Annotated in this window: 24 protein-coding genes; 7 read left to right on the top strand and 17 right to left on the bottom strand. The window is 47.9% G+C overall.

Features of this window, described 5'->3' with window-relative positions:
• Positions 1-35: 35 nt before the first annotated feature.
• From IC230_RS28725 to IC230_RS28705, 5 genes are all read right to left on the bottom strand, one after another.
• A complete protein-coding gene (locus IC230_RS28725; RefSeq protein WP_191042522.1) occupies positions 36-557 on the bottom strand; it encodes a hypothetical protein in 522 nt (173 codons plus the stop codon).
• Positions 558-654: 97 nt separating this feature from the next.
• Positions 655-1,212, bottom strand: a complete 558-nt coding sequence (locus tag IC230_RS28720; protein WP_191042521.1) for a hypothetical protein — start codon at positions 1,210-1,212, stop codon at positions 655-657.
• 39 nt (positions 1,213-1,251) lie between these two features.
• Entirely contained in the window at positions 1,252-2,655 is a 1,404-nt protein-coding gene (locus tag IC230_RS28715; protein WP_191042520.1) for an alkaline phosphatase family protein, read from the bottom strand.
• Positions 2,656-2,691: 36 nt separating this feature from the next.
• The gene (gene eboE / locus IC230_RS28710) at positions 2,692-3,915 is read right to left on the bottom strand and encodes a metabolite traffic protein EboE (RefSeq protein WP_191042519.1); all 1,224 of its coding nucleotides are present in this window, start codon (positions 3,913-3,915) and stop codon (positions 2,692-2,694) included.
• A 106-nt stretch (positions 3,916-4,021) separates the two neighbouring features.
• A complete protein-coding gene (locus tag IC230_RS28705) occupies positions 4,022-5,185 on the bottom strand; it encodes a 3-dehydroquinate synthase (RefSeq protein ID WP_191042518.1) in 1,164 nt (387 codons plus the stop codon).
• A 256-nt stretch (positions 5,186-5,441) separates the two neighbouring features.
• Between IC230_RS28705 and IC230_RS28700 the strand changes: the two genes are divergently transcribed.
• Positions 5,442-6,194, top strand: a complete 753-nt coding sequence (locus IC230_RS28700) for an SDR family NAD(P)-dependent oxidoreductase (RefSeq protein ID WP_191042517.1) — start codon at positions 5,442-5,444, stop codon at positions 6,192-6,194.
• A 205-nt stretch (positions 6,195-6,399) separates the two neighbouring features.
• The gene (locus IC230_RS28695; RefSeq protein ID WP_191042516.1) at positions 6,400-7,041 is read left to right on the top strand and encodes a hypothetical protein; all 642 of its coding nucleotides are present in this window, start codon (positions 6,400-6,402) and stop codon (positions 7,039-7,041) included.
• A 171-nt stretch (positions 7,042-7,212) separates the two neighbouring features.
• Here the strand turns inward: IC230_RS28695 and IC230_RS28690 are convergent, their stop codons facing one another.
• The 3 genes from IC230_RS28690 to IC230_RS28680 are packed head-to-tail and all read right to left on the bottom strand — an operon-like array spanning position 7,213 to position 8,624.
• On the bottom strand, positions 7,213-7,746 hold the full coding sequence (locus tag IC230_RS28690; protein WP_191042515.1) for a DUF4442 domain-containing protein: 534 nt from the start codon (positions 7,744-7,746) through the stop codon (positions 7,213-7,215).
• A complete protein-coding gene (locus IC230_RS28685; protein WP_191042514.1) occupies positions 7,743-8,213 on the bottom strand; it encodes a DinB family protein in 471 nt (156 codons plus the stop codon). The genes IC230_RS28690 and IC230_RS28685 overlap by 4 nt, the downstream gene beginning before the upstream one ends.
• 6 nt (positions 8,214-8,219) lie before the next feature.
• Entirely contained in the window at positions 8,220-8,624 is a 405-nt protein-coding gene (locus tag IC230_RS28680) for a MarR family winged helix-turn-helix transcriptional regulator (protein ID WP_191042513.1), read from the bottom strand.
• 226 nt (positions 8,625-8,850) lie between these two features.
• Here IC230_RS28680 and IC230_RS28675 point away from each other — a divergent pair, with 226 nt between their 5' ends.
• Both IC230_RS28675 and IC230_RS28670 read left to right on the top strand, forming a co-directional pair.
• Positions 8,851-11,976 carry a SusC/RagA family TonB-linked outer membrane protein gene (locus IC230_RS28675; protein ID WP_191042512.1) on the top strand — a complete coding sequence of 1,042 codons (3,126 nt, stop codon included), beginning with the start codon at positions 8,851-8,853 and terminating at the stop codon, positions 11,974-11,976.
• A 16-nt stretch (positions 11,977-11,992) separates the two neighbouring features.
• Positions 11,993-13,417, top strand: a complete 1,425-nt coding sequence (locus IC230_RS28670; RefSeq protein WP_191042511.1) for a SusD/RagB family nutrient-binding outer membrane lipoprotein — start codon at positions 11,993-11,995, stop codon at positions 13,415-13,417.
• Between the two features lie 52 nt (positions 13,418-13,469).
• On the opposite strand, the gene IC230_RS28665 is transcribed toward IC230_RS28670, so the two are convergent.
• On the bottom strand, positions 13,470-14,396 hold the full coding sequence (locus IC230_RS28665; RefSeq protein ID WP_191042510.1) for a Ppx/GppA phosphatase family protein: 927 nt from the start codon (positions 14,394-14,396) through the stop codon (positions 13,470-13,472).
• A 55-nt stretch (positions 14,397-14,451) separates the two neighbouring features.
• Here IC230_RS28665 and rpsU point away from each other — a divergent pair, with 55 nt between their 5' ends.
• Both rpsU and IC230_RS28655 read left to right on the top strand, forming a co-directional pair.
• Complete coding sequence (rpsU, locus tag IC230_RS28660; RefSeq protein WP_018622005.1) at positions 14,452-14,649, top strand: 30S ribosomal protein S21; 198 nt, start codon at positions 14,452-14,454, stop codon at positions 14,647-14,649.
• Positions 14,650-14,879: 230 nt separating this feature from the next.
• Positions 14,880-15,773: a tyrosine-type recombinase/integrase gene (locus IC230_RS28655; protein ID WP_191042509.1), complete on the top strand. Its 894-nt coding sequence runs from the start codon at positions 14,880-14,882 to the stop codon at positions 15,771-15,773.
• A 113-nt stretch (positions 15,774-15,886) separates the two neighbouring features.
• Here the strand turns inward: IC230_RS28655 and sufD are convergent, their stop codons facing one another.
• From sufD to IC230_RS28640, 3 genes are all read right to left on the bottom strand, one after another.
• The gene (gene sufD / locus IC230_RS28650) at positions 15,887-17,212 is read right to left on the bottom strand and encodes a Fe-S cluster assembly protein SufD (protein WP_191042508.1); all 1,326 of its coding nucleotides are present in this window, start codon (positions 17,210-17,212) and stop codon (positions 15,887-15,889) included.
• A gap of 89 nt (positions 17,213-17,301) precedes the next feature.
• The gene (sufC, locus tag IC230_RS28645) at positions 17,302-18,051 is read right to left on the bottom strand and encodes a Fe-S cluster assembly ATPase SufC (protein WP_191042507.1); all 750 of its coding nucleotides are present in this window, start codon (positions 18,049-18,051) and stop codon (positions 17,302-17,304) included.
• A 129-nt stretch (positions 18,052-18,180) separates the two neighbouring features.
• On the bottom strand, positions 18,181-18,894 hold the full coding sequence (locus tag IC230_RS28640; RefSeq protein WP_191042506.1) for an SDR family oxidoreductase: 714 nt from the start codon (positions 18,892-18,894) through the stop codon (positions 18,181-18,183).
• Positions 18,895-19,078: 184 nt separating this feature from the next.
• Here IC230_RS28640 and IC230_RS28635 point away from each other — a divergent pair, with 184 nt between their 5' ends.
• On the top strand, positions 19,079-19,915 hold the full coding sequence (locus IC230_RS28635) for a porin family protein (protein WP_191042505.1): 837 nt from the start codon (positions 19,079-19,081) through the stop codon (positions 19,913-19,915).
• A gap of 192 nt (positions 19,916-20,107) precedes the next feature.
• On the opposite strand, the gene IC230_RS28630 is transcribed toward IC230_RS28635, so the two are convergent.
• The 5 genes from IC230_RS28630 to ctlX form a co-directional block, all read right to left on the bottom strand.
• Positions 20,108-20,527 (bottom strand): hypothetical protein, encoded by a 420-nt coding sequence (locus IC230_RS28630; RefSeq protein WP_191042504.1) that lies wholly within the window; start codon positions 20,525-20,527, stop codon positions 20,108-20,110.
• A gap of 16 nt (positions 20,528-20,543) precedes the next feature.
• A complete protein-coding gene (locus tag IC230_RS28625) occupies positions 20,544-21,266 on the bottom strand; it encodes a head GIN domain-containing protein (RefSeq protein ID WP_191042503.1) in 723 nt (240 codons plus the stop codon).
• 256 nt (positions 21,267-21,522) lie between these two features.
• On the bottom strand, positions 21,523-21,732 hold the full coding sequence (locus IC230_RS28620; protein WP_191042502.1) for a hypothetical protein: 210 nt from the start codon (positions 21,730-21,732) through the stop codon (positions 21,523-21,525).
• A 46-nt stretch (positions 21,733-21,778) separates the two neighbouring features.
• Entirely contained in the window at positions 21,779-22,246 is a 468-nt protein-coding gene (locus IC230_RS28615; protein WP_191042604.1) for a MarR family winged helix-turn-helix transcriptional regulator, read from the bottom strand.
• A 193-nt stretch (positions 22,247-22,439) separates the two neighbouring features.
• Entirely contained in the window at positions 22,440-23,369 is a 930-nt protein-coding gene (gene ctlX, locus IC230_RS28610) for a citrulline utilization hydrolase CtlX (RefSeq protein ID WP_191042501.1), read from the bottom strand.
• Positions 23,370-23,371: the final 2 nt, after the last annotated feature.

Raw genomic sequence — 23,371 nt, 5'->3', positions numbered from 1 at the left:
AAGTTTAGCATAAAAAGACATCCCTTTGTGAATCACTACCTGTCTTCCTGTTTCTTCATCGTCTGCAACACTCGCCCATTTTCGACTAGCTTGGTTTTTAACACAGTCTGCTTTGGGATAGCGACCAGGAGCATGGGTTGCGTTGTGAACGACTGCGGATTATTGGTAAACGTCGTGTCGGTCACACGTATGTAACGTACCGTAAGCGTTGAGTCCTGCACAAATAGTTTACTAACGGACAATTTAGGCGGTTTATTCGTGGCGGGAAGCGCGATACCAACGACCATTTCTTTCGTAAAATTCGGTACGTCAGGTCGTTTACGCATCGTAGTGGCCGGTTTGAAAACCTGCTCGAACGTATCTGCCTGCTCGAATACAAATAGAGTTGGTTTGCCTTTATTGATGGGGGCGTCAGCACTCAGAAAATAGCCACTAAGTAATCGGTGAGTTAGATTAAGCTGAGCGAGGCTAAAGACGCTAAAAAACAAGCTGGCAATAAAAAGTATGGAGATAAACGAAACGCGTACTCGACGATTGATAGGGGCAAAAAGAGGCATAATCAGGTATAAACTTCTGGGTATTAGCAATACCTTTTTAACGTCAGATTGCCTGATTCGGTGTATAGATCTACGATATATATAGAAAAAATGTGCTTTACTTTTGCGATGAACTTGAAGAATCTGTCGGATTGTGAAGATTCATCCCCGCTACGTTAAAGCAAGAATTCACATTATCACTCTTGCACTCAAACAGATCGAACGTTTCGACACCTTTATCCAATCGCTCGAAATAAAGAATAAATGGAACCTTTTCGTCATTCTTTATCTCACGTGAATCTGGCGTCATGGGAATGCCTTCTGTTTTGAGCAGGGCGTATGTCCGCTTGCCGTCAGCTGAGGCCAGAACGGCTTTTGGGTTGAAGGAAATACTGCTGGAACCGTAATAGTTGTTATTCCGGTCGTTAGGATCTTTGCCAAACGTCATATACAGAACTGTATAAGTGGCTGTCAGTCGGATATCCGTTACGCGAATATCGGGGTCCTGTGAGTGGCCCAGACCGCCCTGCGGGTCTGGGTACAGCCTATTCTGTGCCACGGCTAAAGGCTGACCAACCTGATAATACTCGGCACCATCGGCCGGGGCGTTTACCTGCGGCAATCGGTTCGACGTACAGGCCGAGACCAACAGAAGGAGGGCGACGAGGGTTTTCATACAGTTAAATTACGTCCTTTCGTCTAAATAACCAATAACTTACTTCGTCTGTTTTTCGAGTTTATTAACGGCCAGCATCTCCCAGATTTTGTTGTATACGTCCGTGGCTAACAGCGACTTGCCTACATTCTGACTGCTAACATAAACGGGGTGGTGCTCTGTGGCTGTGCCAATCCGTCCGTGCGATCCCTTGACTAACGTAGCGTCCAGAGAAATTACGTTCATGAGATACCGGAAGCCGAGCAATTTTCGTCCCAGTTTATAGCCCGCTTTGAGTTTAATCAGCGGATTGGTCTGGTCCATAAACATCTCGACGGGATCGTAACCAGGCTTCTGATGGATGGCCACCAACCGGGCAAAATCCGGGGCACGTGCATCGTCAAGCCAGTAATAATATGTAAACCAACTATCCGCATCGGCCATGACAACCAAATCTCCGGAGCGCTCGTGGTCGATGTGGTATTTCTTTTGTTGCTCTTTGTCCAGCACCAACTCAATGCCCGGCGTCTTTTCCAGTAGTGAACGCACTTTGTTGAATACCGTTGGGTCGTTTACGTAAACGTGAGCAATCTGGTGATCGGGCGTAGCAAAAGCCGGTGAGGCACCCGCATCGAACAATTCCAGTCCACGTTCTTCTCGGTAACGGATCATGCCCGCTTCGCGTAGAATTCGGTTGATGTGAATGGGTTTGCTTACGTTCGTAATCCCATACTCTGAAAGGACAATTATTTCAGCGCCCTGCTTTTCGTAAAACTGAATCAGGTCGCGGCAAACGTCATCAATTTCGCGGAGGTCGTTTGCAATCTTCGAAGAATCCTGCCCAGAAGCGGGACCACCGAATTTTTGCAAACAGTAATCCAGATGGGGCAAGTAGATCAGCGTAAGCGTAGGGTTGTGCCACTGATCAACCAGCATCGACGCATCAGCAATCCAGCGACTGCTTTTGATGGTGGTAGCTGGTCCCCAGAACTGGAACAACGGAAACGTACCGAGTTCTTTCTGAAGTTTATCGCGTAGGTCGCCAGGCTGGGTGTAGCAATCCGGAATTTTCATTCCGTCCGAAGGATATTGCGGGCGGGGCGTCGCGGAATAATCGGCGCTGGAGTACATGTTGTACCACCAGAACATTTTCGAGACGGTAAACGTAGGATCAATCTTTTTCGCTCGTTCCCAGATTTTTTCTCCGCCAACCAACTTATTCGATTGTTTCCAGAACTTCACTTCCGAGTCAGTACGGTCATACCAGCCGTTGCCGACAATACCGGTTTCGCTCGGCCACTTCCCCGTTACGTAGGTTGACTGGACAGACGTAGTGACAGCCGGAAGCATGGGATCAATAGTAGCCTGATGCTTGCTGGCAAACCATTGTTTCAGAAAAGGAGTATGTTCACCAATCAGCGAATAGGATAGCCCTACTACGTCGATTACTACTGTTTTTTGCATAAAAGAGGAGTTTAACGCAAAATAGCGATTTTGTACTCAGGAAAATTGCTGCACCCACTTCATTTCTCGTTCAATCGAATCAACAAGATCTTTTTTCAAATCATCCGGCAATACGCCCCACGTATAGGTTTCGACTTCAAGCTGGTTGGTGAATCGCCGATCGGCCTGCAACTGTAAGACTTCCCGAATGTCGTCCTGCGTTGAATGTAGAACTCCATAATCGTTCACGAAAAGCGGTACGTGAAAGTGAGACCGCCATTCTGCGTGCGTATCGTCGAAAGCGGCTAGTGCCTCGGGTAAATCCGGAAAACGCAGTAATTCGCCTGATTTTGTACGAGCTACCACCTGATGTAGATACGTTGGTTCATTAAACTGCCCGAACGCTTGCCGAACGGCTTCGCGATTTTCGTCGGTTGCCGGAAATTCTGCTTTTAAAGCCGCGCTGATCTGAATTTTACCAACACGCAGCCCATATTGTTTCAATTTGTCGAGCACTTCAGCCGGGCGTTCGTAACCTACTGCAAAATGGCATACGTCGTAGCATAAGCGAACGTGTTCGCAGATGGTTGCCTCGGCTTCTTCGTCTGTCAGACTAAATTGATCGCTGATCTGTTCGATACCCATTGGCAACAAATAGTCTGTAAACCAGGTGATAAACTCATCTGCTGTTTCGATGACGCCATCGGGCTCAGGTTCCAGATCGAGATGCATCAACCGGTCGGTCTGTCGATGGAGCCGGATTAATTCGGCCACTACGTCGAGTACGTTCTGGGTTGTCTGCGAAAAAATATAATCCCGGGCAGCGGGCTGTTCCCACTCAAACCAGTGGCGGTAGGAGAGGGGCGAGGTAGAGACACCGCCCTGAATAGCATTGCCCAGTTCATCGACAGGTAGCAGTATCGACAAAATTCGAAACAGTCGTTTTGTGTATTCGACCCGGGCTTCGGTTGTCCAGTCGGGCGCATGAACCTGATCTTTGACAACCGTATCGTGAAATCCGCCGAACGGAAAGCCGTTCATGGTAAATACGTAGCAATCGTTCTCGGCCAGCCAGTGCTGAAAGGCCACTAAGTTTTCGGGTTGCTCCAACTCCTCACTCGCTACGTTCGATAGGCGTAGGCCAATTCCAAACGATGCATCGGGTGATAGCCGCTGCTTCAATTCAGGAATGGCCTGTTGCAACGCGGCAAAATGGTCGGTCCAGGTTTCGCCCGCGTGAATGTTGGTGCAATAGCCAAGGTGGCCGAGTGGCGTTTTCATAAAACGTTATTGAACACAGAGCCCCGGAGAACACAAAGAAATTGACAAAAAATCTGTGTCCTTCGGGGCTCTGTGTTCACTAGTAGAAACTTTAATTAATAAAAAACTAAACCGTAGTAGACAATTCATACTTACGCAACGTAGCAATTGCCTGTCGAATAAGCTCAGTATCCATTTCGTGGACCTCAACGCCCAGGCCAATACGTTTCAGAAGCATGATCGTCAGCTTACCGCCAAGATGTTCCCGGAATTCAGAGAGTCCTTTTAAAATGCCCGCGCTTTTATTAGCATCGAGCATCGGATGATAGAGCGAAAAACCAAGCGTCCGTAACGTTGTCAGAACGCGGTTCGTTTCGGCTTCGGTGAGCCAGCCGAGCTGCTGCGAATAGAGTGTATCCAGCGCAATACCGATAGCAACGGCTTCGCCATGACGGATCTCGAAATTGGTCAGCTGCTCCAGCTTATGTGCGCTCCAATGACCAAAATCCAGGGGGCGCGACGAACCCATCTCAAACGGATCACCACTCGCAATATGGTCCAGGTGCATCTGAGCGCAGCGGTGAATGAGCGTTTGCATGGCAGCGGCATCGCGTGCGGCAAGCGCCTGTGCATTGGCTTCGATCTCTTCGAAAAACTGGGTGTCTTTGATCAGCGCTACCTTAACCGCTTCGGAGATTCCCGAGCGCCAGTCCCGGTCGTCAAGTGTCGTCAGGAACGTACTGTCGTTGAATACCGCAACCGGTGGAACGAACGTACCCAGAAAGTTTTTCTTGCCCCGATAATTGACGCCATTTTTAACGCCAACACCTGAATCATTCTGCGAAAGCACCGTAGTGGGAATGCGGATGTGGCGGATTCCGCGATGCGAAATAGCGGCTGCATACCCAACCAGATCGAGCAACGACCCGCCCCCAATCGCTGCTACGTAAGAGTGGCGATCAATGCCGTGTCGGTCGACAGCATCTACGATTTTTTCAACAAAAGCTGGTTCATTTTTAGCATCCTCACCACCTGGGATAATCACTAGGTCATCTATAACCTCAATAAAATCAGCATCTTGAGCAAAATAATGCTTAATGTCTGCCAATAAAGTAGGCTGTGCCGTCACAACACCTGAGTCGATGACAAACAGCAGCTTTTTCCGGGTTTCATCAGTTGCCTGTTGCTTGAGAAAATCGCCGAAAAGTGGGTTCGTATGGCCGAAAAGTTGTTCGGTGAAAAAAACGTTATAGGTAAACCGAACGCTAAACGCTTGATGCAAATGATTCATGAGCTGATAAAGCAGTAGAGTAAAGGGGTCTTACTCTGTCAGAAAAAAATTAAGGTATTATTGGTTCCTTCCTGCTGTGTTTTTGACTACTGTCAGATGTAGTCAAGTGTGATCGGCAATTGTAGACGAGGCAGACGCGGTCAGGTTTTTGTTTTTTCGGACGCCCCTTTCCCAATCTTGATCACTTTTGACCCTTTATAGTCAATAACGGTATGAGAACCCGTTTATCTTTGCGAAAAAACTAGTCGCTGATTTTATGTCCCGTATTGCTCTTATCACTGGTGCTACATCCGGCATTGGCCGCGCTACCGCCGAAGCTTTCGCTGACCTTGAATACCGCCTGATTCTCTGCGGCCGTCGACAGGATCGTTTAGACGAATTGAAAACTGAGTTAAGCTCAAAAACCGACGTAACAACGCTAAACTTCGACGTCCGCGAGTTTATCGACGTCGATGACGCCGTTCGTTCATTGCCCGAAGAGTGGAAAGCGATTGATATTCTGGTGAATAATGCCGGTAACGCGCATGGTATGTCAGCTATTCAGGATGGCGATCCGAACGATTGGGATCAGATGATCGACGGCAACGTACAGGGACTGCTCTACGTATCGAAAGCGGTTATTCCAGGTATGGTCGATCGCAAACGGGGTCATGTCGTGAACCTGAGTTCGATTGCGGGCAAGGAAACTTACGCCAATGGAGCCGTTTACTGCGCGAGCAAAGCCGCTGTGGAAGCCTTGAGCACAGGCATGCGCCTTGACCTGACACAACATGGTATTAAAGTAACGAACGTAGCGCCGGGAGCTGTTAAAACAGAGTTTTCAGTAGTACGTTTCAAAGGAGATACCGAGCGGGCCGACAAAATCTATCAGGGTTTTACGCCCCTCTCCGCCGAAGATATTGCCGATGCCATTGTATACGCCGTTACAGCTCCTGCTAACGTTACCATCGCCGACCTGACCATCCTGGCCTCCGCGCAGGCTGCCGCCATGACAATCCATCGGAAATAAACGCAGCTCTTTTCCCAATGAGTTGTGCTTGTGCAGACTGAGTTAACATAATGCCAGTGGCTGTTGCAAAAGTCTGACTAGGTTTAGATAGGCTTAAATTGTGAGCTGATTACAGACCTAATCAGTAGATAAAACAGCCCGTTTACCAAGTCAATTCGCAGTCGTTTCGACTTTTGCAACAGCCATGCCACTTATATAACAGAAAATGGCTATTAAAAACATATTGTTTTGTTTATGCCTGGTTAGTTGGAGTTGCACCCAGAAGGTGCTGCCAGAAGCGATTCTCCAGCAAGCGAGTAAACCACTACCATACTATTTACCGCCTGAATATGATCTATCGATTCAGGAAGCGCAAAGCTGGTTAGCTCAGCATGAGTACAAACGAGAGGGAAGTTATGTACGCCAAGAGCAACTCGATTGGAACTTAGCCGTAAATCTAGGTTATTTTCTTGAGGTTCCTTTCAAAAAAACGTATCTAGGGCCAACTTACAATCATCTCTTCTATTCGGGTGAACTATCTAAATTAAATCAATCGCAAACAGAGTGGCAGTTCGTTATAGGCAAACAGAATAATATCTATGTTTTTCATATTCGGGCCTATGTTCCTTTCAAAGGGTCTCACATACCTCACTCTACTGATGAACCCTTGCAACTGGACTTAAAGCGGAAAGATCAAGTTTACCTATCGTTAGGTTTCGACAGTAATGGCCGTTTTCACAGTGGGGTTGAGTGTAACAACAAACGATGGGGACATGGTATTATCGACATTAGTACGAAGAAGTTTCCCTCTACAGAATTAGACGAAATCAAACGGGAGATGTATAACGATTCTTTGAAAGGTAGATAGTATAGATTTTATCGGTTTCCGAGTTTAATCGACTAACATAATCATAGTTATTCAACAAGGCTGAGATAAGTACAATTAACTCTGGATGTATCTGAGCAGACGCATTGAACTTTATAGATATCAAGTCTATAGGCTCTCTTTTAATTAAATAGCGGCTGGTTAATGCATTTGTTAGTTTCGCTGAAAACGGGATTGCTGCCGATCGTTTTTCCGTTGCTCATAGTGCTGTTTGTCGGCAACGTAGCACAACCGTTCGAGTTCGGCGTACACGGTGCCGTCTTCATCGAGCCATTGTATGGTGAATGTTTTCTCCGTCTGGGAGTTGGCAGCTACTTCCTGCCGAATGGTTTCGATTTGTTCGTTGGTTAGTTCAAAACGAGCGTAAAGTGTCCGACGCCCCGGCTTTCGGAAACGAATACTGGCAGCCTTATCCCAGACAACGTATTGATCGCCTAAAATCCGAAACAGTATTACCATGTAAAACGGATCAGTGGCGGAGAACATACTACCCCCAAAAATAGTACCGACGTAGTTATAGGTCCAGATGTTACGTCGTAGCCGCACATGAACTTCCTGCCAGTCGGCCGACCAGAACAGAATTTTACCACCCGTTCCGAAATACATCGGATACCAGTTCAGAAATGTCCGAAACCACCATGATTTAGTCGATTCCCGGCGGTCGGTTTTGAAGAAAGCTGGTTTCATAATGTTGATACGGTCAGACCGAATACCCGCCCTTTTTTTACCGCCTGCGCAAGTTGCCCGGCGTGGTATGAATTGTGATGGATCAAAAACATTAGCACCTGCAAGCGTGGCAATTCGCCGAATGGTGACGTAACGGTTTCCGCCCAGGCTGCATCGGGCAGATGCTGAATCTGGTCGCTGATCATAGCAAAACTGTCCTCAACCAGTTGCTGAACGGCTGGAAGATTGAGCGGGCTACCCTCGTCCGAAACACCCCCCATTGTCTGAATCGGTATATTGATCGGGTGATCGAAAAGAATATTGGCAAATCGGTGCATAACCTCTGCTGTATGTAAAGCAATAAAACCGGCCGAAGCCGTTTCCGGAGTTAGCCGATTGCGGTAGTTGGCTGGTGTCAGCTTGCGTGTTGGTCCTAAGGCTGGCCCCTGGCTCAGTTGCCAGATCTGACTAACAAATTCAGTTTTCATAGACGATCAGGATAAAAGTTTAGTCAATAAAGATTCTGACAGAAGTGTTAGCCCATTCACAGCCTCAGGACCAAGTTCAGCATGAACGCGCTGGTTTAATTCTTTCCAGATTTTGTGACATCGTTTAGCCAATAAGCTGCCTTCTTCCGTCAGAAATAGCCCCCGGCGGTTATCTGTTAACCAGCCATTCTTATACATTAGCTGCACATCCCGGCTCATCGCTGACTTCTCGATCTGTAAGGTTTTTGACAACGCTGACTGACGTATACCCGGCTGGGCAAAGATGTGCATGAGCAACCCTGCCTGCGCGAACGTAACGTTCTCTCCCGTAAATGCATCGTTATACAAACCGGTCGCAACGCGTGCCAGCATCCGCAGCCTTCCGGCTATACAATACGTTTCGGTGTTCATACGGTTAAAACTACCGCAAAAAGTTGTATATACAACTTTTATAAAAAAATTAATGTCAGCAAAGAATAACTCGATTCCTCATGACCTGATTCTGAGTGATAAACAATAAATGTGGCTTTTGTGATTATTCAGCGAAGAACATTCGCTTATTGATCGGTCTTGCAAAACTTTACGTAAAGCCTAAATTTGTCTGTTTATTTTTTAATCATTTCTTAACTACTCAAACATGAAGAAACTCTTACGAGTCTGTACTGTCCTTACTTTACTCTTCTGTTCGTCGCTTGTTTTGGCGCAACAGATTGAAGTAAGCGGCAACGTTACGTCAGATGGCGATGCTACTCCGCTGCCCGGCGTGAACGTAGCGGTAAAAGGAACCTCATCCGGAACACAAACGAACGAAAATGGCCGGTATACGATTCGGACCAATGGCGGAAATACGATTCTGGTCTTCAGCTACATCGGTTATGAAAGTCAGGAAATTACCGTAGGCAATCGAACGAGTATCAACGTATCGCTGAAGGACAACAACAAAATGCTGAATGAGGTCGTCGTTACAGCCCTTGGTATTAGTCGCCCGAAAAAAGACCTGGGCTATGCTACCCAGGGCGTTACGTCATCCGAGATTACGCAAAACCGGCAGACGAACCTGGTTAACGCCCTACAGGGGAAAGTGGCGGGTGTAACGATTACAAACACCGGGGGCGCACCGGGGCAGGGGGCACGTATCCTGATTCGGGGAATTAACTCGCTCGACGTAAGCCGCGATAACCAGCCGTTGTTTGTTGTTGACGGTATTTTGCTCGATAACAGCACGTCGGTGGGAACGACCAATTCGGGTGCCAGTTTACGTGGTATGTCGAACCGGGCCGGTGATATTAACCCCGACGATGTTGAGTCGATGAATATTCTGAAAGGGGGAGCGGCTACGGCTCTCTATGGCTTGCGCGGGGCCAATGGCGTAGTCGTCATCACGACAAAATCGGGAAAAGCGGGGGCGATCCGTACGAACTTCAGCAGTACGTATGGTTTCGAAAACGTCAATAAAATCCCGGAAACACAGGACAAATACACGATTGGTTTTTCGGGCGTATACAACCCGCAGGACTTCTTTCCATCGTGGGGACCAACCGTTGAAGAAGCCCGTAAAATTGATCCGACGCATCCCGAAAAACTGTATAATATCTACAAGGATGCGTTCAATACAGGTAGTCAGTGGCAGAATAACCTGTCGTTTACGGGGGGTAATGAACGGCTTACGTTCCTCACGTCTATCGGGCACCTGCGTCACGAAGGCGTGATTCCGTTCACCAATTTCAACCGGCTATCAGTGCGGCTCAATACGAATGCCAAGATCAGTGATCGGTTTAGCATCGGCTCCTCCCTCAACTTCATCAATTCGGGCGGAGATCGGTACAATGCCGACCGGTTTAACGAAAGTCTGAGCTACTGGTCGCCCCGCTGGGACATACGTGATTACCTGAACGCCGACGGTACGTATAAAACCTACGGAAATGGTAACCCGATTTATGGAGCCATGACCAACAAACTTCGCGACAACGTAAACCGTCTGGTGGGTGGGCTGAATTTTCTTTACAACCCAACGTCCTGGCTGTCGTTGAGCTATCGGGCGGGTCTGGATACGTATAGTGACAACCGCCTGCGAACGGCTCCCGGTCCGCAGGGTATTGCCGGAGAACGTGTACTTGAAGACAACGCGTTAGGCTTTGTTTATCAATACAATTCCAGCTTTCGGGCCATTACGTCGACCTTTACGGCGAGTGCGAACAAAAAGTTCGGCGCAAACCTGAACACGACGCTACGTCTGGGGCATGACCTCTACGACCGGCGCATTCGTGAGTTTGGCGCTGAAGGAACCGAACTGGCCGTTTATAACTATTTCGACCTGCGCAACGCCCGCACTGTTGTACCGAGCCAGAACAACGAAGATTACCACCTGATGGGTATTTTCGGTGAATTGACCCTCGACTGGAAAGATTACCTGTTTCTGACGCTGACCGGACGTAACGACCAGACGTCGTCGCTGCTGGCGCCGAACAACTCGTTCTTCTATCCATCGGCCAGCCTGTCGTACATCTTCTCGCAACAGTTTAAACTGCCCGAAGTATTCTCGCTGGGTAAGTTCCGAGCGTCGTACGCGCAGATCGGGAAAGATGCCGCTCCCTATTCGACCATTACGGGTTATTCGCCGTATACGGTACTACCATCGGGCACAACCGGGTTTACGCGGGGTTCACTGCTGGGCGATCCCAGCCTGCGACCCGAGTTTACCGATACGTTCGAGGCTGGTGTTGAACTGGGCTTCCTGAATAACCGGTTAGGCCTGGATTTTACGTATTACAATTCGCTTAGTAAAGACCAGATTATTCGGGTCGACGTAACGTCCACAACGGGTTATGTGAATGCCGCCATCAACTCCGGCTCGATGCGTAACCGGGGTATTGAACTGATTCTTCGTGCTACGCCCATTCGGACGAGTAAGTTCAACTGGGATGTAAATCTGAACTTCTCGGCCAATCGCAACCGTATCCTGAGTCTGCGCGAAGGTCTGACCGAAATCAACTACGCCAGCCAATCGGGTTATGCCAACTCGACCGTAACGATGCGACTGGTGCCGGGTTATGCCTATGGAAATCTGTACGGCCGGTCGTATCAGCGGTACTACGCTACGCCTGCCGAAGCTAACGCATCGCCCGAGCTTGACCGGAGCCGCCCCATCGTGATCGGCTCCAACGGTTTTCCGGTGATCAACACCACGCAGAAAATTCTGGGCAACTCACAGCCCGACTGGATTGGTGGTCTGAACAATACGCTACGGTACGGGAATTTCACATTCTCGGCCTTGTTCGATGCCCGGGTAGGGCAGGAACGGTATAACCAGATGGCCAACTGGTTCTCGGCCTTCGGCATTTCTAAAGAGTCCGAAAATCGGAACGAAACCATTGTGTTCGATGGCGTTCTGGCCGACGGATCGCGCAATACCAAGCCGGTTTGGCTGGGTCAGGGCAAAGGGCCGGATGGCGTTGATTACGGGATTGGCTTCTACCGGAACGTACACCGGGGCTCTTCGGAAAACTTCGTTGAAGATGCTTCTTGGTATCGGCTGCGGTCGGCCAGTTTATCGTATGCCTTGCCCACGTCGCTGCTGAAAGGCAAACTCATCAAGAACCTGTCGTTTAGCGTAACCGGTAATAACCTGTTTCTCTGGACGAAGTATACGGGCTACGATCCGGAAACCAGTTCGACCAATGCCGGTAGTAACATTGACGGCTTCACGGGTTTTACGTACCCCGCCGTACGGAGTTTCCTGTTTACCCTAAACGCTGGCTTTTAATCCCTGAAACGACATCATGAAACTACGTACCCAATATATCGCACTGACCATGATCGCCCTATTGGTGGGCGCGAGTGGTTGTAAAGAGGACTACTTCAATATGGCAAGTAATCCCAATCTAATCAGCAATCCGCCCCTCAATTCGCTGTTGTCGACTACGACACAGAAAACAGCTTACAGTTCGCAACGGGTGGCTAATACTACGTCCTATTTTGTGCAGTATCTGGCAAACCCCGGCGCTGGTGGACAAACCGATACATACCAGATTACGGACTATACCGGCACCTGGGATTATATTTATTTTGCGATGGCAGACCTGCGCGACATGAAGCTGAAAGCGCAGGAACAGGGTGCGACGGACTACGTAGGCGTGGCCGATGTCATGCTGGCGTATCACATCAATCTGATTGCGGATACGTTCGGGTCAGGGCCATTCTCGAATGCCTTTACGGGCACTACGTTAACACCCACGTACGATTCGGAAGAAACACTGTACACGACCGCCCTCGGTTTGCTCAACGAATCGCTGACCGAACTGGCCAAAACCGACTCGAAAATAAAACTGGCAGCTGCCAACGACTTGATTCACAAGGGGAGTAACACGGCCTGGATCAAAACGGCGAATGCGCTGAAAGCCCGAATGCTCAACAAAGTATCGAAAAAGAGTACATACAAACCGGCTGATGTGCTCGACGCGGTATCGAAATCGTACGCTGCCAATGCCGACGATGCTCAGATGGCTTCCTATCAGTTACGAAGTCCGTGGGCTACGGTGGCGCGTAATAATGCCCAACTGGTGCTTGATGGATGGCTGTCCAATCAACTGGTCAATCAATTGAATGGTACTACGTATGGTATCATCGATCCACGTATCGAAAAAATCACCGACAAAACGGTGAACGGTACGTATGTCGGTACGCGCAATGGGCAGGGCAATGTAGGCGGGAATAACACGGTGAAAGACGAAGTCTATATATCACTAAATTCACCTTGGTCGGGCGACGCTTCACCGTTGTTTATTGCCACTTATGCCGAAATGAAGTTTGTAGAAGCCGAAGCCGCTTTCCGCGCTGGCGATAAAGCGAGAGCGTATACGGCGTACCTGGCGGGCATTCGGGCCAATATGGATAAATTCGGCGTAGCAACTGCGGCCCGCGATACGTATGTCAACGATAAGTCAGTTAGTGTGGGCGCGGATGCGTTAACGCTCGATCTAATTTTCAAGGAGAAGTACGTAGCCACGTATCTGAATCCCGAAGCCTGGAACGATGCCCGGCGGTTTGATTACAAATACAAGGGCTTTACGTTACCGCTCAATGCTGCGCTCGGTACTGCGTTTATCCGGCGTGTCGCTTACCCAAACGCCGAAATCTCGAAAAACGGCAAGAACGTACCAGCCGACGTAGTGTTATCGACACCGCTCTGGTGGGATAAGCCGTAGAACAAATAGAACCCAAAACCCCTAAAGTCGCCCGCGACTTTAGGGGTTTAAACTAATCAGCAAGCGAGGCCAAAACGCCTTCTTTTAAGGAATACGTTGACGTCCGGATCTGTGAAACATTATAGGTCTTTAGTACGTAGTCGATCAGACAAACAGCTACCACGATCATATCGACACGAAGTTCAATCATGCCCGGAATCTGCATTCGCTCGGCATGATTTTTTGTGATAAGCAACTCATAAGCGCGGTAAAATTCAGTAACAGGCAACGTAAATGTAACTTGTTCAGGATTGGGCAAGCGCCCCTGTTCATGCATATACCACATATCGACCAACGTATCGAATGAACCCGAGGAGCCCACCAATACCGCCGGTTGATACTGGTGGATGGCGTTGGCAAGTGGTAAAAGCTGCTCCTGAAAATAATCGTGAAGTCGGCGGATGCTGCCCGAACTGATGGGGTCAGTAGACATGAACCGTTCGCGGAGTCGCTGTCCGCCGATCTCAAAACTTTGTTTCCAGAAAATCCGCGACTGATTGCCGAGAATAAACTCAACGCTGCCTCCACCAATGTCCATAATCAGGGCTGTCTCCGCATCCAGCGCCCCAGCCGCCCGGATACCCTTGTAAATGTAGTCGGCCTCCTGATCACCCGAAATGACCCGAATCGTAATACCCGTAGCTTCCCGCACACGATCAGTAAATTCCTGCTGATTGCGCGCTACCCGAATGGCACTGGTACCCATCGCAATAACTTGTTCCGGAGAAACACCGTATTGGTCAAGTACCTGTCGGAAGTAGGTCAATACGCCTAAGGCCCGGGTAATTCCATCTTCCGTGATGATTCCTTGATTAATACCCGCCTGACCGATTTTGGCGGGTCGGCTTTCGCGGAATAATGTTTGATACGTATCATCGCTTTTTTCACTGATAAACAGGTGAAATGTGTTGGTACCTAAGTCAATAATCGCTTGCTTCATACCTGCAAAACTATTACCTTTGCCGTCCGGTTTTAGCTAAATACCATATTTAAACATGCTTATCATTAACGTAAAAGACAACGAGTCGATTGACAAAGCTCTGAAGCGCTTCAAGAAGAAATTCGAGAAGACGGGCGTGTTACGGCAGTTGCGGTCGCGGACGGCTTTCCAAAAACCGTCGGTAAAGCGTCGCACGGAAGTTATTAAGGCTGCCTACAAAGAAAGAATGTATGGCAATCACACCGAGCAATAGAAAAGCCGGTGGTACGCAATTGGGCTTAAATCACTGAATGCGCAGTCAGCGATTAGTATGTGCCAATTCGAATAAGGGAGCAGCAGACAGGAATGTTTGCTGCTTTTTTGTTTACTTAAATCGCACGGACTGCCTCGCAGCATTTTCACAACAATGATTTTGGGGATTAATACGTATTGTACTAGTAAACCCTGAGCGGTTTCGAATCCTGCAAACACTTTGGTTCAGCTATGATTATCGATGATTTTCTCACCCACATTCGCTATGAAAAGCGGCTTAGTCACCACACGCTGACGGCTTATACGAAAGACCTGGAGCAGTTCAGTCTGTTCCTGGCAGGCGAATGCAATGTCAGCCAACCTGAACTAGCGGACTTCCGCCATATCCGGTCGTGGATCGTGAGTATGGTTGAAGGTGAAATGGATAAATCGTCGGTGAATCGCAAGATTGCTACGTTACGTACCTTCTACGAATTTCTACTACGTCGGAAAGTCATTACGGCTGACCCTATGGTGAAAATTCAGTCCCTGAAAGCTAGCAAACGACTGCCGCAGTACGTCGAAGAGAAACCGATGGAGATGCTCCTGAACGACATTGAATTTCCCGATACGTTTGAAGGGATGCGGGATAAGTTGGTTCTTGAATTGTTGTACGGAACGGGCATTCGGCTAAGTGAACTGCTCGGTCTAAAAACAACAGATGTCAACCTGTATGAGAAAACCATCATCGTGCTGGGCAAGCGAAACAAGCACCGTATTATTCCGCTGACTCAACCACTTTTTGAGCTGATTCAACAGTACATTCGTTTAAAAGAACAGGAATTTTCGGGACAGGCCGATGGCGTTTGCCTGGTGGTCAGCGACAAAGGAGTTGCGGCCTACCCTATGCTGATTCAGCGCATTGTACAGCGGAACCTTGCCCTGGTAACAACGCTTTCAACCAAGAGCCCTCACGTACTACGTCATTCCTTTGCTACGCACCTGCTTAATCGGGGCGCTGATCTGAATGCCATTAAAGATTTACTGGGACACACCAGTCTGGCCGCTACGCAGGTGTATACGCACACCAGTCTCGAACAACTCAAGAAAACCTACGATCAGGCCCATCCCAAAGCGAAAAAATAAAGGATAGGGTAAATAGCAACTGGCTTTTGAGGCTTTATAACTGAATAAGCGTGGTTGGAGTATACTCACCAGAGTGCTCCAACCACGCTTATTGAACTTTCTGTCCGTAAAAATTATTCGCCTAGTTTTTCGGTTACTACGCGCTCCAGGTATTCCCGGATTGGTTGAATTTTAATTTGGCTCAAAACATCCTGCGAGAAGGCGTAAAGCAATAATGTCCGGGCTTCGTCTTTGGGAATCCCGCGCGATCGCATGTAGAATAATGCTTCGTCGTTAAGTTTCCCCGTGGTTGTACCGTGTGAACACTTTACGTCGTCGGCGAAGATTTCCAGTTGAGGTTTCGTATTCATTGAAGCTCCCGGCGACAGCACTACGTTCTTGCAAGACTGGTAGGCGTTGGTTTTCTGTGCGTCAGGACGGACAAAAATCTTACCATTAAACACACCTGTACTGTTATCATCGAGGATGCCTTTGTATAATTCGTTACTGTACGAATTGGGCATCGCATGATCGACGAGCGTGTGATTATCCACATGTTGCCGACCGTTAGGCATGTACAAGCCATACATGAACGCTTCAGCGTGTTGACCGTTGAGTACGATGTTCAGGTTATTACGAACGAAATTACCGTTGAGCGTAACGGTAGCCGAATAGAAGTGGCTATTGTCGGTCTGATTTACCTGCGTCGTACCGATGTGATACGCTTTTTCGGTTTCGTTCTGTACCTTATAGTATTGCATCCGGGCATCGCGGCCAAGCACGATCTCTGTAACTACATTCACAAAACTGGCTTGTTCGCCTAGCGTTCGATAGGATTCGGCCATCATTACTTCCGCATTTTTGCCGACCGTAATCAGATTGCGTGGCTGCGACGCGATACTTTTATCGCGAGCGTCGGTAATGAATCGTAGAATAATTGGCTGCTCGACAGTTGTGTTGTCTGGTACACGTACTACAACGCCATCTGTCGCCAAAGCGGTGTTCAGCGCCGTAAAGGCATTTTCCTGGTAGTCGGCGTAGTGAGCAAAATGCGACTCGATAAAATCAGGGTCTGCTTTGAGTGCTTCGGCAAAGCTCGTGATCTGTACTTGATCGGTTGGGCTAACAAGCCGTGAAAGTTCGGCATGGTAGCGACCATTGACAAAGTATAGAATATTCCCGTCGAGGTTCGGAATTTCCAGCGGAGCCAGATCTTCGGCCGTTAACGTAGTAGTTTCGTCAAGTGCAAAGGCTTCCTTAAGCAGTCCGTTGACATTGGAGTATTTCCACTCTTCGTGTCGAATGGTGGGGAAACCCAATAGGTCGAATTGCTTAAGGGCTGACCGGCGGAGTTGATGCACTGGCGTCTTACTAGCCCCGTTCATCCGCTCTTCGTTCGTTCGGAAAGCCGTCAGCAACTGGTTTTTAAAATCGTTATAGGATGCGTAGGAGGGAGTCATTTTTTTCAGTGAAGAGTGAAGAATGAAGAGTGAAGAATACAGAAAAGAACAATCGATCCGCTATTCTTCACTCTTCACTTTTCACTGATTTATATAGCTTCGGCTTTGATCCAGTCGTAACCTTTTTCTTCCAGTTCAAGAGCTAGCTCTTTCGGACCTGATTTAACGATCCGGCCTTTATACAGTACGTGTACGTAATCTGGTACGATGTAATCCAGAAGCCGCTGATAGTGCGTTACGACGATCGTAGCCCGTTCTGGCGAACGAAGTTGATTGACGCCGTCAGCAACGATACGTAGTGCATCAATATCCAGACCGGAGTCGGTTTCATCTAGAATAGCCAGTTTTGGTTCAAGCATGGCCATTTGAAAGATTTCGTTCCGTTTTTTCTCCCCCCCCGAAAAGCCTTCGTTCAACGACCGACTCAGCAAGGACTGATCGATGTTAACGAGCTTCATCTTTTCTTTCATCAGCTTCAGAAACTGCACAGCATCGAGTGAGTCCTGACCACGATGTTTGCGAATTTCATTGAGAGCTGTTTTCAGAAAGTTGGTTGTGCTAACCCCCGGAATTTCTACCGGGTACTGAAATGCCAGGAAGATACCTTCAGCGGCCCGCTCTTCAGGTGCCATTTCTAAAAGGTCTTTCCCCTCGAACAATACGCTACCGCCCGTTACTTCATAATCTTCACGACCTGCCAGGACCGATGCCAATGTGCTCTTACCGGCGCCATTGGGCCCCATAATTGCGTGAACTTCACCGGCATTAACTTCCAGATCGAGACCTTTTAGTATTTGCTTGTCGCCAATAACGGCTTGTAAATTACTGATGGATAACATAATAGAAATATAGCGTGACGGCCAAATGAAGCCGCAAAGATAACAGATCAAACAGTATCTGCCCTGTTAGGGTAACAAAATCAGGTACTTAAAAGTTGACGCTGTCTGGGATATTATCCACTTTAAACCCTACCAATCTACTTCTTTCTTGTCGTGCCAGAACTTACCTGTTTCAGTCTGAGAGGCTTCGGTCGCCAGCCACACGATTGTTTCCGCTCCTTTTTCGACTGGGCGGCTTGCCTGAGGGCCTCCCATATCCGTACGAACCCAGCCTGGATCGACACAGTTAACGGCAATATTCTGGCCGTTGAGCGCACCCGCGAACTGCTTTGTTACGGCATTCAGCGCTGTTTTAGAAATACTGTAAGCCGGAGCGTACGTGTTCATATTTTTCAGCGCGCCAGCCCCACTCGATATGTTGATGATACGTCCACCCTGCGGACTTTTTTGCAGGAATGACAGAAAATTCTGCGCTACCAGGATAGGTCCGATCACATTCGATTTTAGCGTTCGTTCGAGCATTTCCGTGTTTAGCTTGAGAATATCTTCGCCATGATCTTCCAGAATACCTGCGTTGTTGATCAATACGTCTAAATGCTCCGCTTTTTGCGAGAACGTACCACAGGCTGTACGGATACTAACAGGGTCGTTTACGTCGAGCTGGATAAAGGTAGACTCATAGCCTTGCTGGCAAAGCTCGTCCGAGGCCTCTCTGCCCTTTGTGATGTCGCGGGCACCAATAAAAACGGCAAATCCACGTTGTGCCAATTGCCGGGCAATCTCTTTACCGATTCCTTTATTGGCACCTGTAATCAGGGCAATGCGTTGGTGTTCAGTTTTCATTCTGGTGGTCAGGTAAGGAAATGACGGGGTATCTAAATTTACCTATGTACTCTTCCATCTACTTGACTAGCCCCTAAAATGTTTAGTAAAGCACACCGTAAAGTCAACACAACGACCGTTTGCTCAGATGTGTTGAGGATTTTAATACTTTAGCGACTAATCTTACATAATTAATTTACCAACTATGAAATCGGTGAAAATCGTTTATGCGTTTCTAACCTTACTTACTTTGACGATGAATTCTTTGTTTGCGCAACTAAGCGGTACGACAACGCAACCAACGTCAACAACCAGTACGAACCGGCAGCAGGAGCTCTATGACCAATACCATGGCTATAATAAAAAATCATCATCTACCGCTCCGGCTACACTACCTGCGACTACTGCTGATCAGCCGCAACAGCGGACGAGTGACTATAGCACTTCACAACCAACTGGTTCAACTGGTCAGGCACAAAGTATGAATTCAAAGGCTAATACCTCGGGGACTCGCATAGGCGTGCGTGGGGGTGTTACGTATGAACTATTTACTGAAGAGCATCCCTTGTTCGATCCAATTATCGGTTTCGTAGGAGGGTTGACATTTAATCTGGGTGCTGGTACATTCTCATTTCAGCCCGAGGTGAACTACGCGCGCTATAGTGTGAAAATTACGGAGCCGTTCTCTGGCGCGCGCATAACGAGTGCTGGTGATCATGTTGAAATACCACTGTTCCTCAAAATTTCGACGGGATCTTATGCCGGTCATCGGTTTTTTGTCAACATCGGTCCCTATGGTTCGTATTTGATCAGCGCTAGTTCGGGCGGTAAAAAACTGCCCGTTGATGGACTAAGTAACCGCTTCAGTTATGGAGCTGCTGCGGGCGTTGGAGCAGCGATAAAAGCTGGATCAGGTCACGCTATTATTGAAGTACGTGGGCTGTATGAGCTAAGCAACACGAACAACGGGTTCAATTCGAATTACAAGCAGGTTCTGACCCAGGCAACAATTGGTTATTCGTTCCCGCTGGGAAGTCGGTAAGCGTACAACGTTAAAATTCTCATAGAGTGGGTTTTCAGAATGGCGACGACCGCTTGGGCGTCGCCATTTTTGTTACGTTGGACTAAAAACATACGTTGAGACACTTACTTATTTACTTATAACTTCTCTGATTTGACCCCAGCGGGACCAAATTAAACTAGAAGCGTTGTTGGGAATCCCATCATTTGGTCTTTATCTATGCGCTATCCCCTGTAAACGCCGTGAATAGACTTCGTCTATCCTGACAAATAGAATTGAATTGATTAACACAAAGAATATCACATACCAAAAGCCATAGAATTGGCTAAGCCAGCTTGCGGCTCCCCATGTGTGAGCCAGTAATACGAAAACAGCAAAGATTTTCAGATACCTGAGGGGCAAGAAATAACCAATAACGCCGATTGCAATTAACCAGAGAATCGAAAGTAAAAATATACCGGAAACGTGGCTCTTCATGAATAGCGCCCCTATGGGATTCGCTTCATTGGCTCGGTTCAAATTACCATTCCAATAGGCGGCTGGTTGATGAACAATCGTGATGGCTTCGTCGAACAGGCAAGCCCAATAGGCTGGTATAAGAATGAGGAATTTATTTTTTATGGCTGGTGTCATCGATTCGTATTCAGTGTTAGCCTTGTTTTCGGATCTTTGATAATCCCGTTGCTTCCTGCGACTTTACGGTTGGATTACCGGAATAGGTGAGTACGCTAACCCCTTCTGCCGAGGCTGAGAGGGTTTCTGTAACGTGAATAGTGGCGTTACTAGCTCCGTCGAGTTGCACGGTAGCCCGAGTAATGTTTAATTTATCGGCCTCTAATTTACCCGCGCCCGACAGGCGAATATCGGCATCCGTAGCGGTCCCCTGCACAGTAGCCTGCGATCCTTCCTTTACGGTGAGATTTAGTCTTTTAGCAGAAAATGTAGCTTTCAGACGACTGCCTGTCTCGACAGTTGTAACCAACGATTCGCTCTGGATGGGTAGTTCCGATTCCAGAGAGCAACCCGTACTGACCAGAATTTGATCGAGTTTGGGTACGTGAATGGTCACCGTCACCGTTTTTGTTTGCTTAAACGACTGCTTATCGGATAGCATAACCGTTAACTGCCCGTTTTTGACATCGGTTACTACGTGTTCGAGAATGTTGCTTTCGCCTTCCAATTCAGCCTTACCAGCGTCACCGGTCGTGATTCGTACACGCAGGCCAATACGTACTGCCAGTTTGGTAAAGCTTCCAACCGTACGTTGCTGTTTAACAATTTGCCCGTTGCCCACAAGACCAGCCTGACCGTAACTGGTTCGACCCATCAGGAGCGCCGAGATGAGCATAAGGGTTATGTTTATTGTTTTCATACGTAATGGGTATTTATCAGCATTATTGAATACACGATTTACGGCTAAGGGGTTGCTTCAAAGACGTAAGGTAGGGAAGTGTGAGCGTTACCAAAAGAGTTAAGTATATAATTTTAGTCATAAAAAAAGTGCTCGATGTGAGCACTTAGTATGAATAGGCAAAGCCTGCGTTTAAATGTCGCTACGTTGGTGGCTGTAATGACAGAGCTAAATTGGCAACAGCACCTCTTGCTTAGCGGTGGTGCTCAATTCTGTGTCAAAAAAGTAGTTTCCAGCCGTTGAAAAACAAGTCTTTACCCGGCTGTCCTGACCAGTGACGAGGGGCATCGTCAGTTTCGGTAGAAGGCGCTTCTTTTTGAACAACAATAGCCGAAATTCCCTTTTCAGCCAGCGAGCGGCAAATGTCCTTCGTCGTATTTGTTACGTTTCCGGCTGCGAGTCCTATGGTTTCTTCGTTCGTTTTCATGGCTATCGTTCTGTTGTATGTGCAAGCAATTTTCGTAATAAAATTTTTAGAAATCTTCTCCCAGTGTCTTAGCGGCCTTGAGTACCTGTTGCGTCAGCTGGCAAACATTCGTATCACCAAGTATCTGAGAGTAACGTGCTCCAACCTGATCCCAGGCTTTTGACACTTCAGGTTGTAAGGCTTCGCCTTCTGGCGTTGGAAAAATGAGGGTCTTTTTTCCCTCCGATTCCCGTCTGACCAACCGTTTCAATTCTAGTTTTTCAACCAATCGTGTGATCGTTGAAGGGGTCAGGTATAAGGTTTCGCTTAATTGCGATGGACTTATACCGGGTTGAGCTACGACTTCACATAGCAAATAAGCATGTGAGTAACATAAACCAAAGCGACCAAATTCTTCGTCTCCGATAGCTGTAATCGCACGCGCCAGGGCATTTGCTGAGAATAGTAAACAGGCACTAAAACGTGATGCAGTTTTTTCCTCGCCAGCTGTAAGGAGGATTTGTTCTTCGGTCATACCTTTCATTTCCAAACTCTGACAACAAAGGTAAATGTTATATTTGTATGTGCAAGCAAAAATAAAAAATAATTAATGTCTACTTTACTTGTTAGCTGACTTTCGATCGTACGACGGGATCGTTTAGTTGGTGATCGAGTTGATTGTCAAGGTGCGAAAAGCGCAGCTAGGATGCACTATACTACATCGCTCTCTATTTTTCCGGCAGATGCACTTCGGCCATCATGCATCTGGCCGAACCACCGCCCGCGTTTTCTATCGTAGGCAGATCAACATGAAGCAGGGTAGCATAATCGTCCAGGATGTCAATCTGCTTGGGGGTAAGTGACTCGAAAGCACGCGTTGACATAACCAGTAATTTTTGGCCTTTCCTGGCCTGAACCATAAGCATATTACCGGCAAAATTGTCCATTTGAACCAGCGAAATATCAACAATACGCTTGTTTAACCGCTCCAGCTCCTGACGTACCATCAACCGCTCATCGGGATCGCTAATGGCTGACAGACAGACGATCGCTAACGTATCGGTGATGCATAGTAGTACATTTGTGTGATAGATAGCCTGGCCATTTGCATCGGCTGACCGAAACGAAACGGTTCGATAGCCAGTCTGACGGGCGAACTCCGCTAATACGTCTGGATCAGTACGGGGTGACAGACTAGCAAAGGCAACGCGATGCATCCGGTCGAGTACCAGACTACCAGTACCTTCCAGAAATTTTCCTTCCTGCTCAAAGTGAGTTAAATCAACAATTCTGGCGACGTGGTATTGTTTGGCCAGGTCGTCAATAATATCCTGCCGCCGTTCGAGCCGACGGTTTTCAGCCTGCATCGGATAAAGAACAACCGTTCCGCTAGCATGGAACGACACCCAATTGTTTGGAAAAATTGAGTCGGGTGTATGGGAGGTAAGCGTGTCTTCGTAAACCACTACGTCGACGCCAAAAGCCTGTAGCTGACGTACCATCTCGTCGAACTCGCGTAAGGCATTTTCTTGAGCCACATCCTTTGTTTGCGCTGACAGTTCAGTATTCTGAAACGCATTCGATTCGGCTGTCTGTTCATTGAACGCAAAACGAACAGGACGAATCATTAGAAGATGAGAGGTAGCTTGGGATTGCATGA

The sequence above is a fragment of the Spirosoma validum genome, from assembly GCF_014699035.1.
In the GTDB taxonomy this organism is placed as follows: domain Bacteria; phylum Bacteroidota; class Bacteroidia; order Cytophagales; family Spirosomataceae; genus Spirosoma; species Spirosoma validum.
This window is presented reverse-complemented; position numbering and strand designations above follow the sequence as displayed.

Coding starts and splice junctions, on each gene's coding strand:
- IC230_RS28725 (WP_191042522.1), bottom strand. CDS start 557: ATGCCTCTTTTTGCCCCTATCAATCGTCGAGTACGCGTTTCGTTTATC.
- IC230_RS28720 (WP_191042521.1), bottom strand. CDS start 1,212: ATGAAAACCCTCGTCGCCCTCCTTCTGTTGGTCTCGGCCTGTACGTCG.
- IC230_RS28715 (WP_191042520.1), bottom strand. CDS start 2,655: ATGCAAAAAACAGTAGTAATCGACGTAGTAGGGCTATCCTATTCGCTG.
- eboE (WP_191042519.1), bottom strand. CDS start 3,915: ATGAAAACGCCACTCGGCCACCTTGGCTATTGCACCAACATTCACGCG.
- IC230_RS28705 (WP_191042518.1), bottom strand. CDS start 5,185: ATGAATCATTTGCATCAAGCGTTTAGCGTTCGGTTTACCTATAACGTT.
- IC230_RS28700 (WP_191042517.1), top strand. CDS start 5,442: ATGTCCCGTATTGCTCTTATCACTGGTGCTACATCCGGCATTGGCCGC.
- IC230_RS28695 (WP_191042516.1), top strand. CDS start 6,400: ATGGCTATTAAAAACATATTGTTTTGTTTATGCCTGGTTAGTTGGAGT.
- IC230_RS28690 (WP_191042515.1), bottom strand. CDS start 7,746: ATGAAACCAGCTTTCTTCAAAACCGACCGCCGGGAATCGACTAAATCA.
- IC230_RS28685 (WP_191042514.1), bottom strand. CDS start 8,213: ATGAAAACTGAATTTGTTAGTCAGATCTGGCAACTGAGCCAGGGGCCA.
- IC230_RS28680 (WP_191042513.1), bottom strand. CDS start 8,624: ATGAACACCGAAACGTATTGTATAGCCGGAAGGCTGCGGATGCTGGCA.
- IC230_RS28675 (WP_191042512.1), top strand. CDS start 8,851: ATGAAGAAACTCTTACGAGTCTGTACTGTCCTTACTTTACTCTTCTGT.
- IC230_RS28670 (WP_191042511.1), top strand. CDS start 11,993: ATGAAACTACGTACCCAATATATCGCACTGACCATGATCGCCCTATTG.
- IC230_RS28665 (WP_191042510.1), bottom strand. CDS start 14,396: ATGAAGCAAGCGATTATTGACTTAGGTACCAACACATTTCACCTGTTT.
- rpsU (WP_018622005.1), top strand. CDS start 14,452: ATGCTTATCATTAACGTAAAAGACAACGAGTCGATTGACAAAGCTCTG.
- IC230_RS28655 (WP_191042509.1), top strand. CDS start 14,880: ATGATTATCGATGATTTTCTCACCCACATTCGCTATGAAAAGCGGCTT.
- sufD (WP_191042508.1), bottom strand. CDS start 17,212: ATGACTCCCTCCTACGCATCCTATAACGATTTTAAAAACCAGTTGCTG.
- sufC (WP_191042507.1), bottom strand. CDS start 18,051: ATGTTATCCATCAGTAATTTACAAGCCGTTATTGGCGACAAGCAAATA.
- IC230_RS28640 (WP_191042506.1), bottom strand. CDS start 18,894: ATGAAAACTGAACACCAACGCATTGCCCTGATTACAGGTGCCAATAAA.
- IC230_RS28635 (WP_191042505.1), top strand. CDS start 19,079: ATGAAATCGGTGAAAATCGTTTATGCGTTTCTAACCTTACTTACTTTG.
- IC230_RS28630 (WP_191042504.1), bottom strand. CDS start 20,527: ATGACACCAGCCATAAAAAATAAATTCCTCATTCTTATACCAGCCTAT.
- IC230_RS28625 (WP_191042503.1), bottom strand. CDS start 21,266: ATGAAAACAATAAACATAACCCTTATGCTCATCTCGGCGCTCCTGATG.
- IC230_RS28620 (WP_191042502.1), bottom strand. CDS start 21,732: ATGAAAACGAACGAAGAAACCATAGGACTCGCAGCCGGAAACGTAACA.
- IC230_RS28615 (WP_191042604.1), bottom strand. CDS start 22,246: ATGACCGAAGAACAAATCCTCCTTACAGCTGGCGAGGAAAAAACTGCA.
- ctlX (WP_191042501.1), bottom strand. CDS start 23,369: ATGCAATCCCAAGCTACCTCTCATCTTCTAATGATTCGTCCTGTTCGT.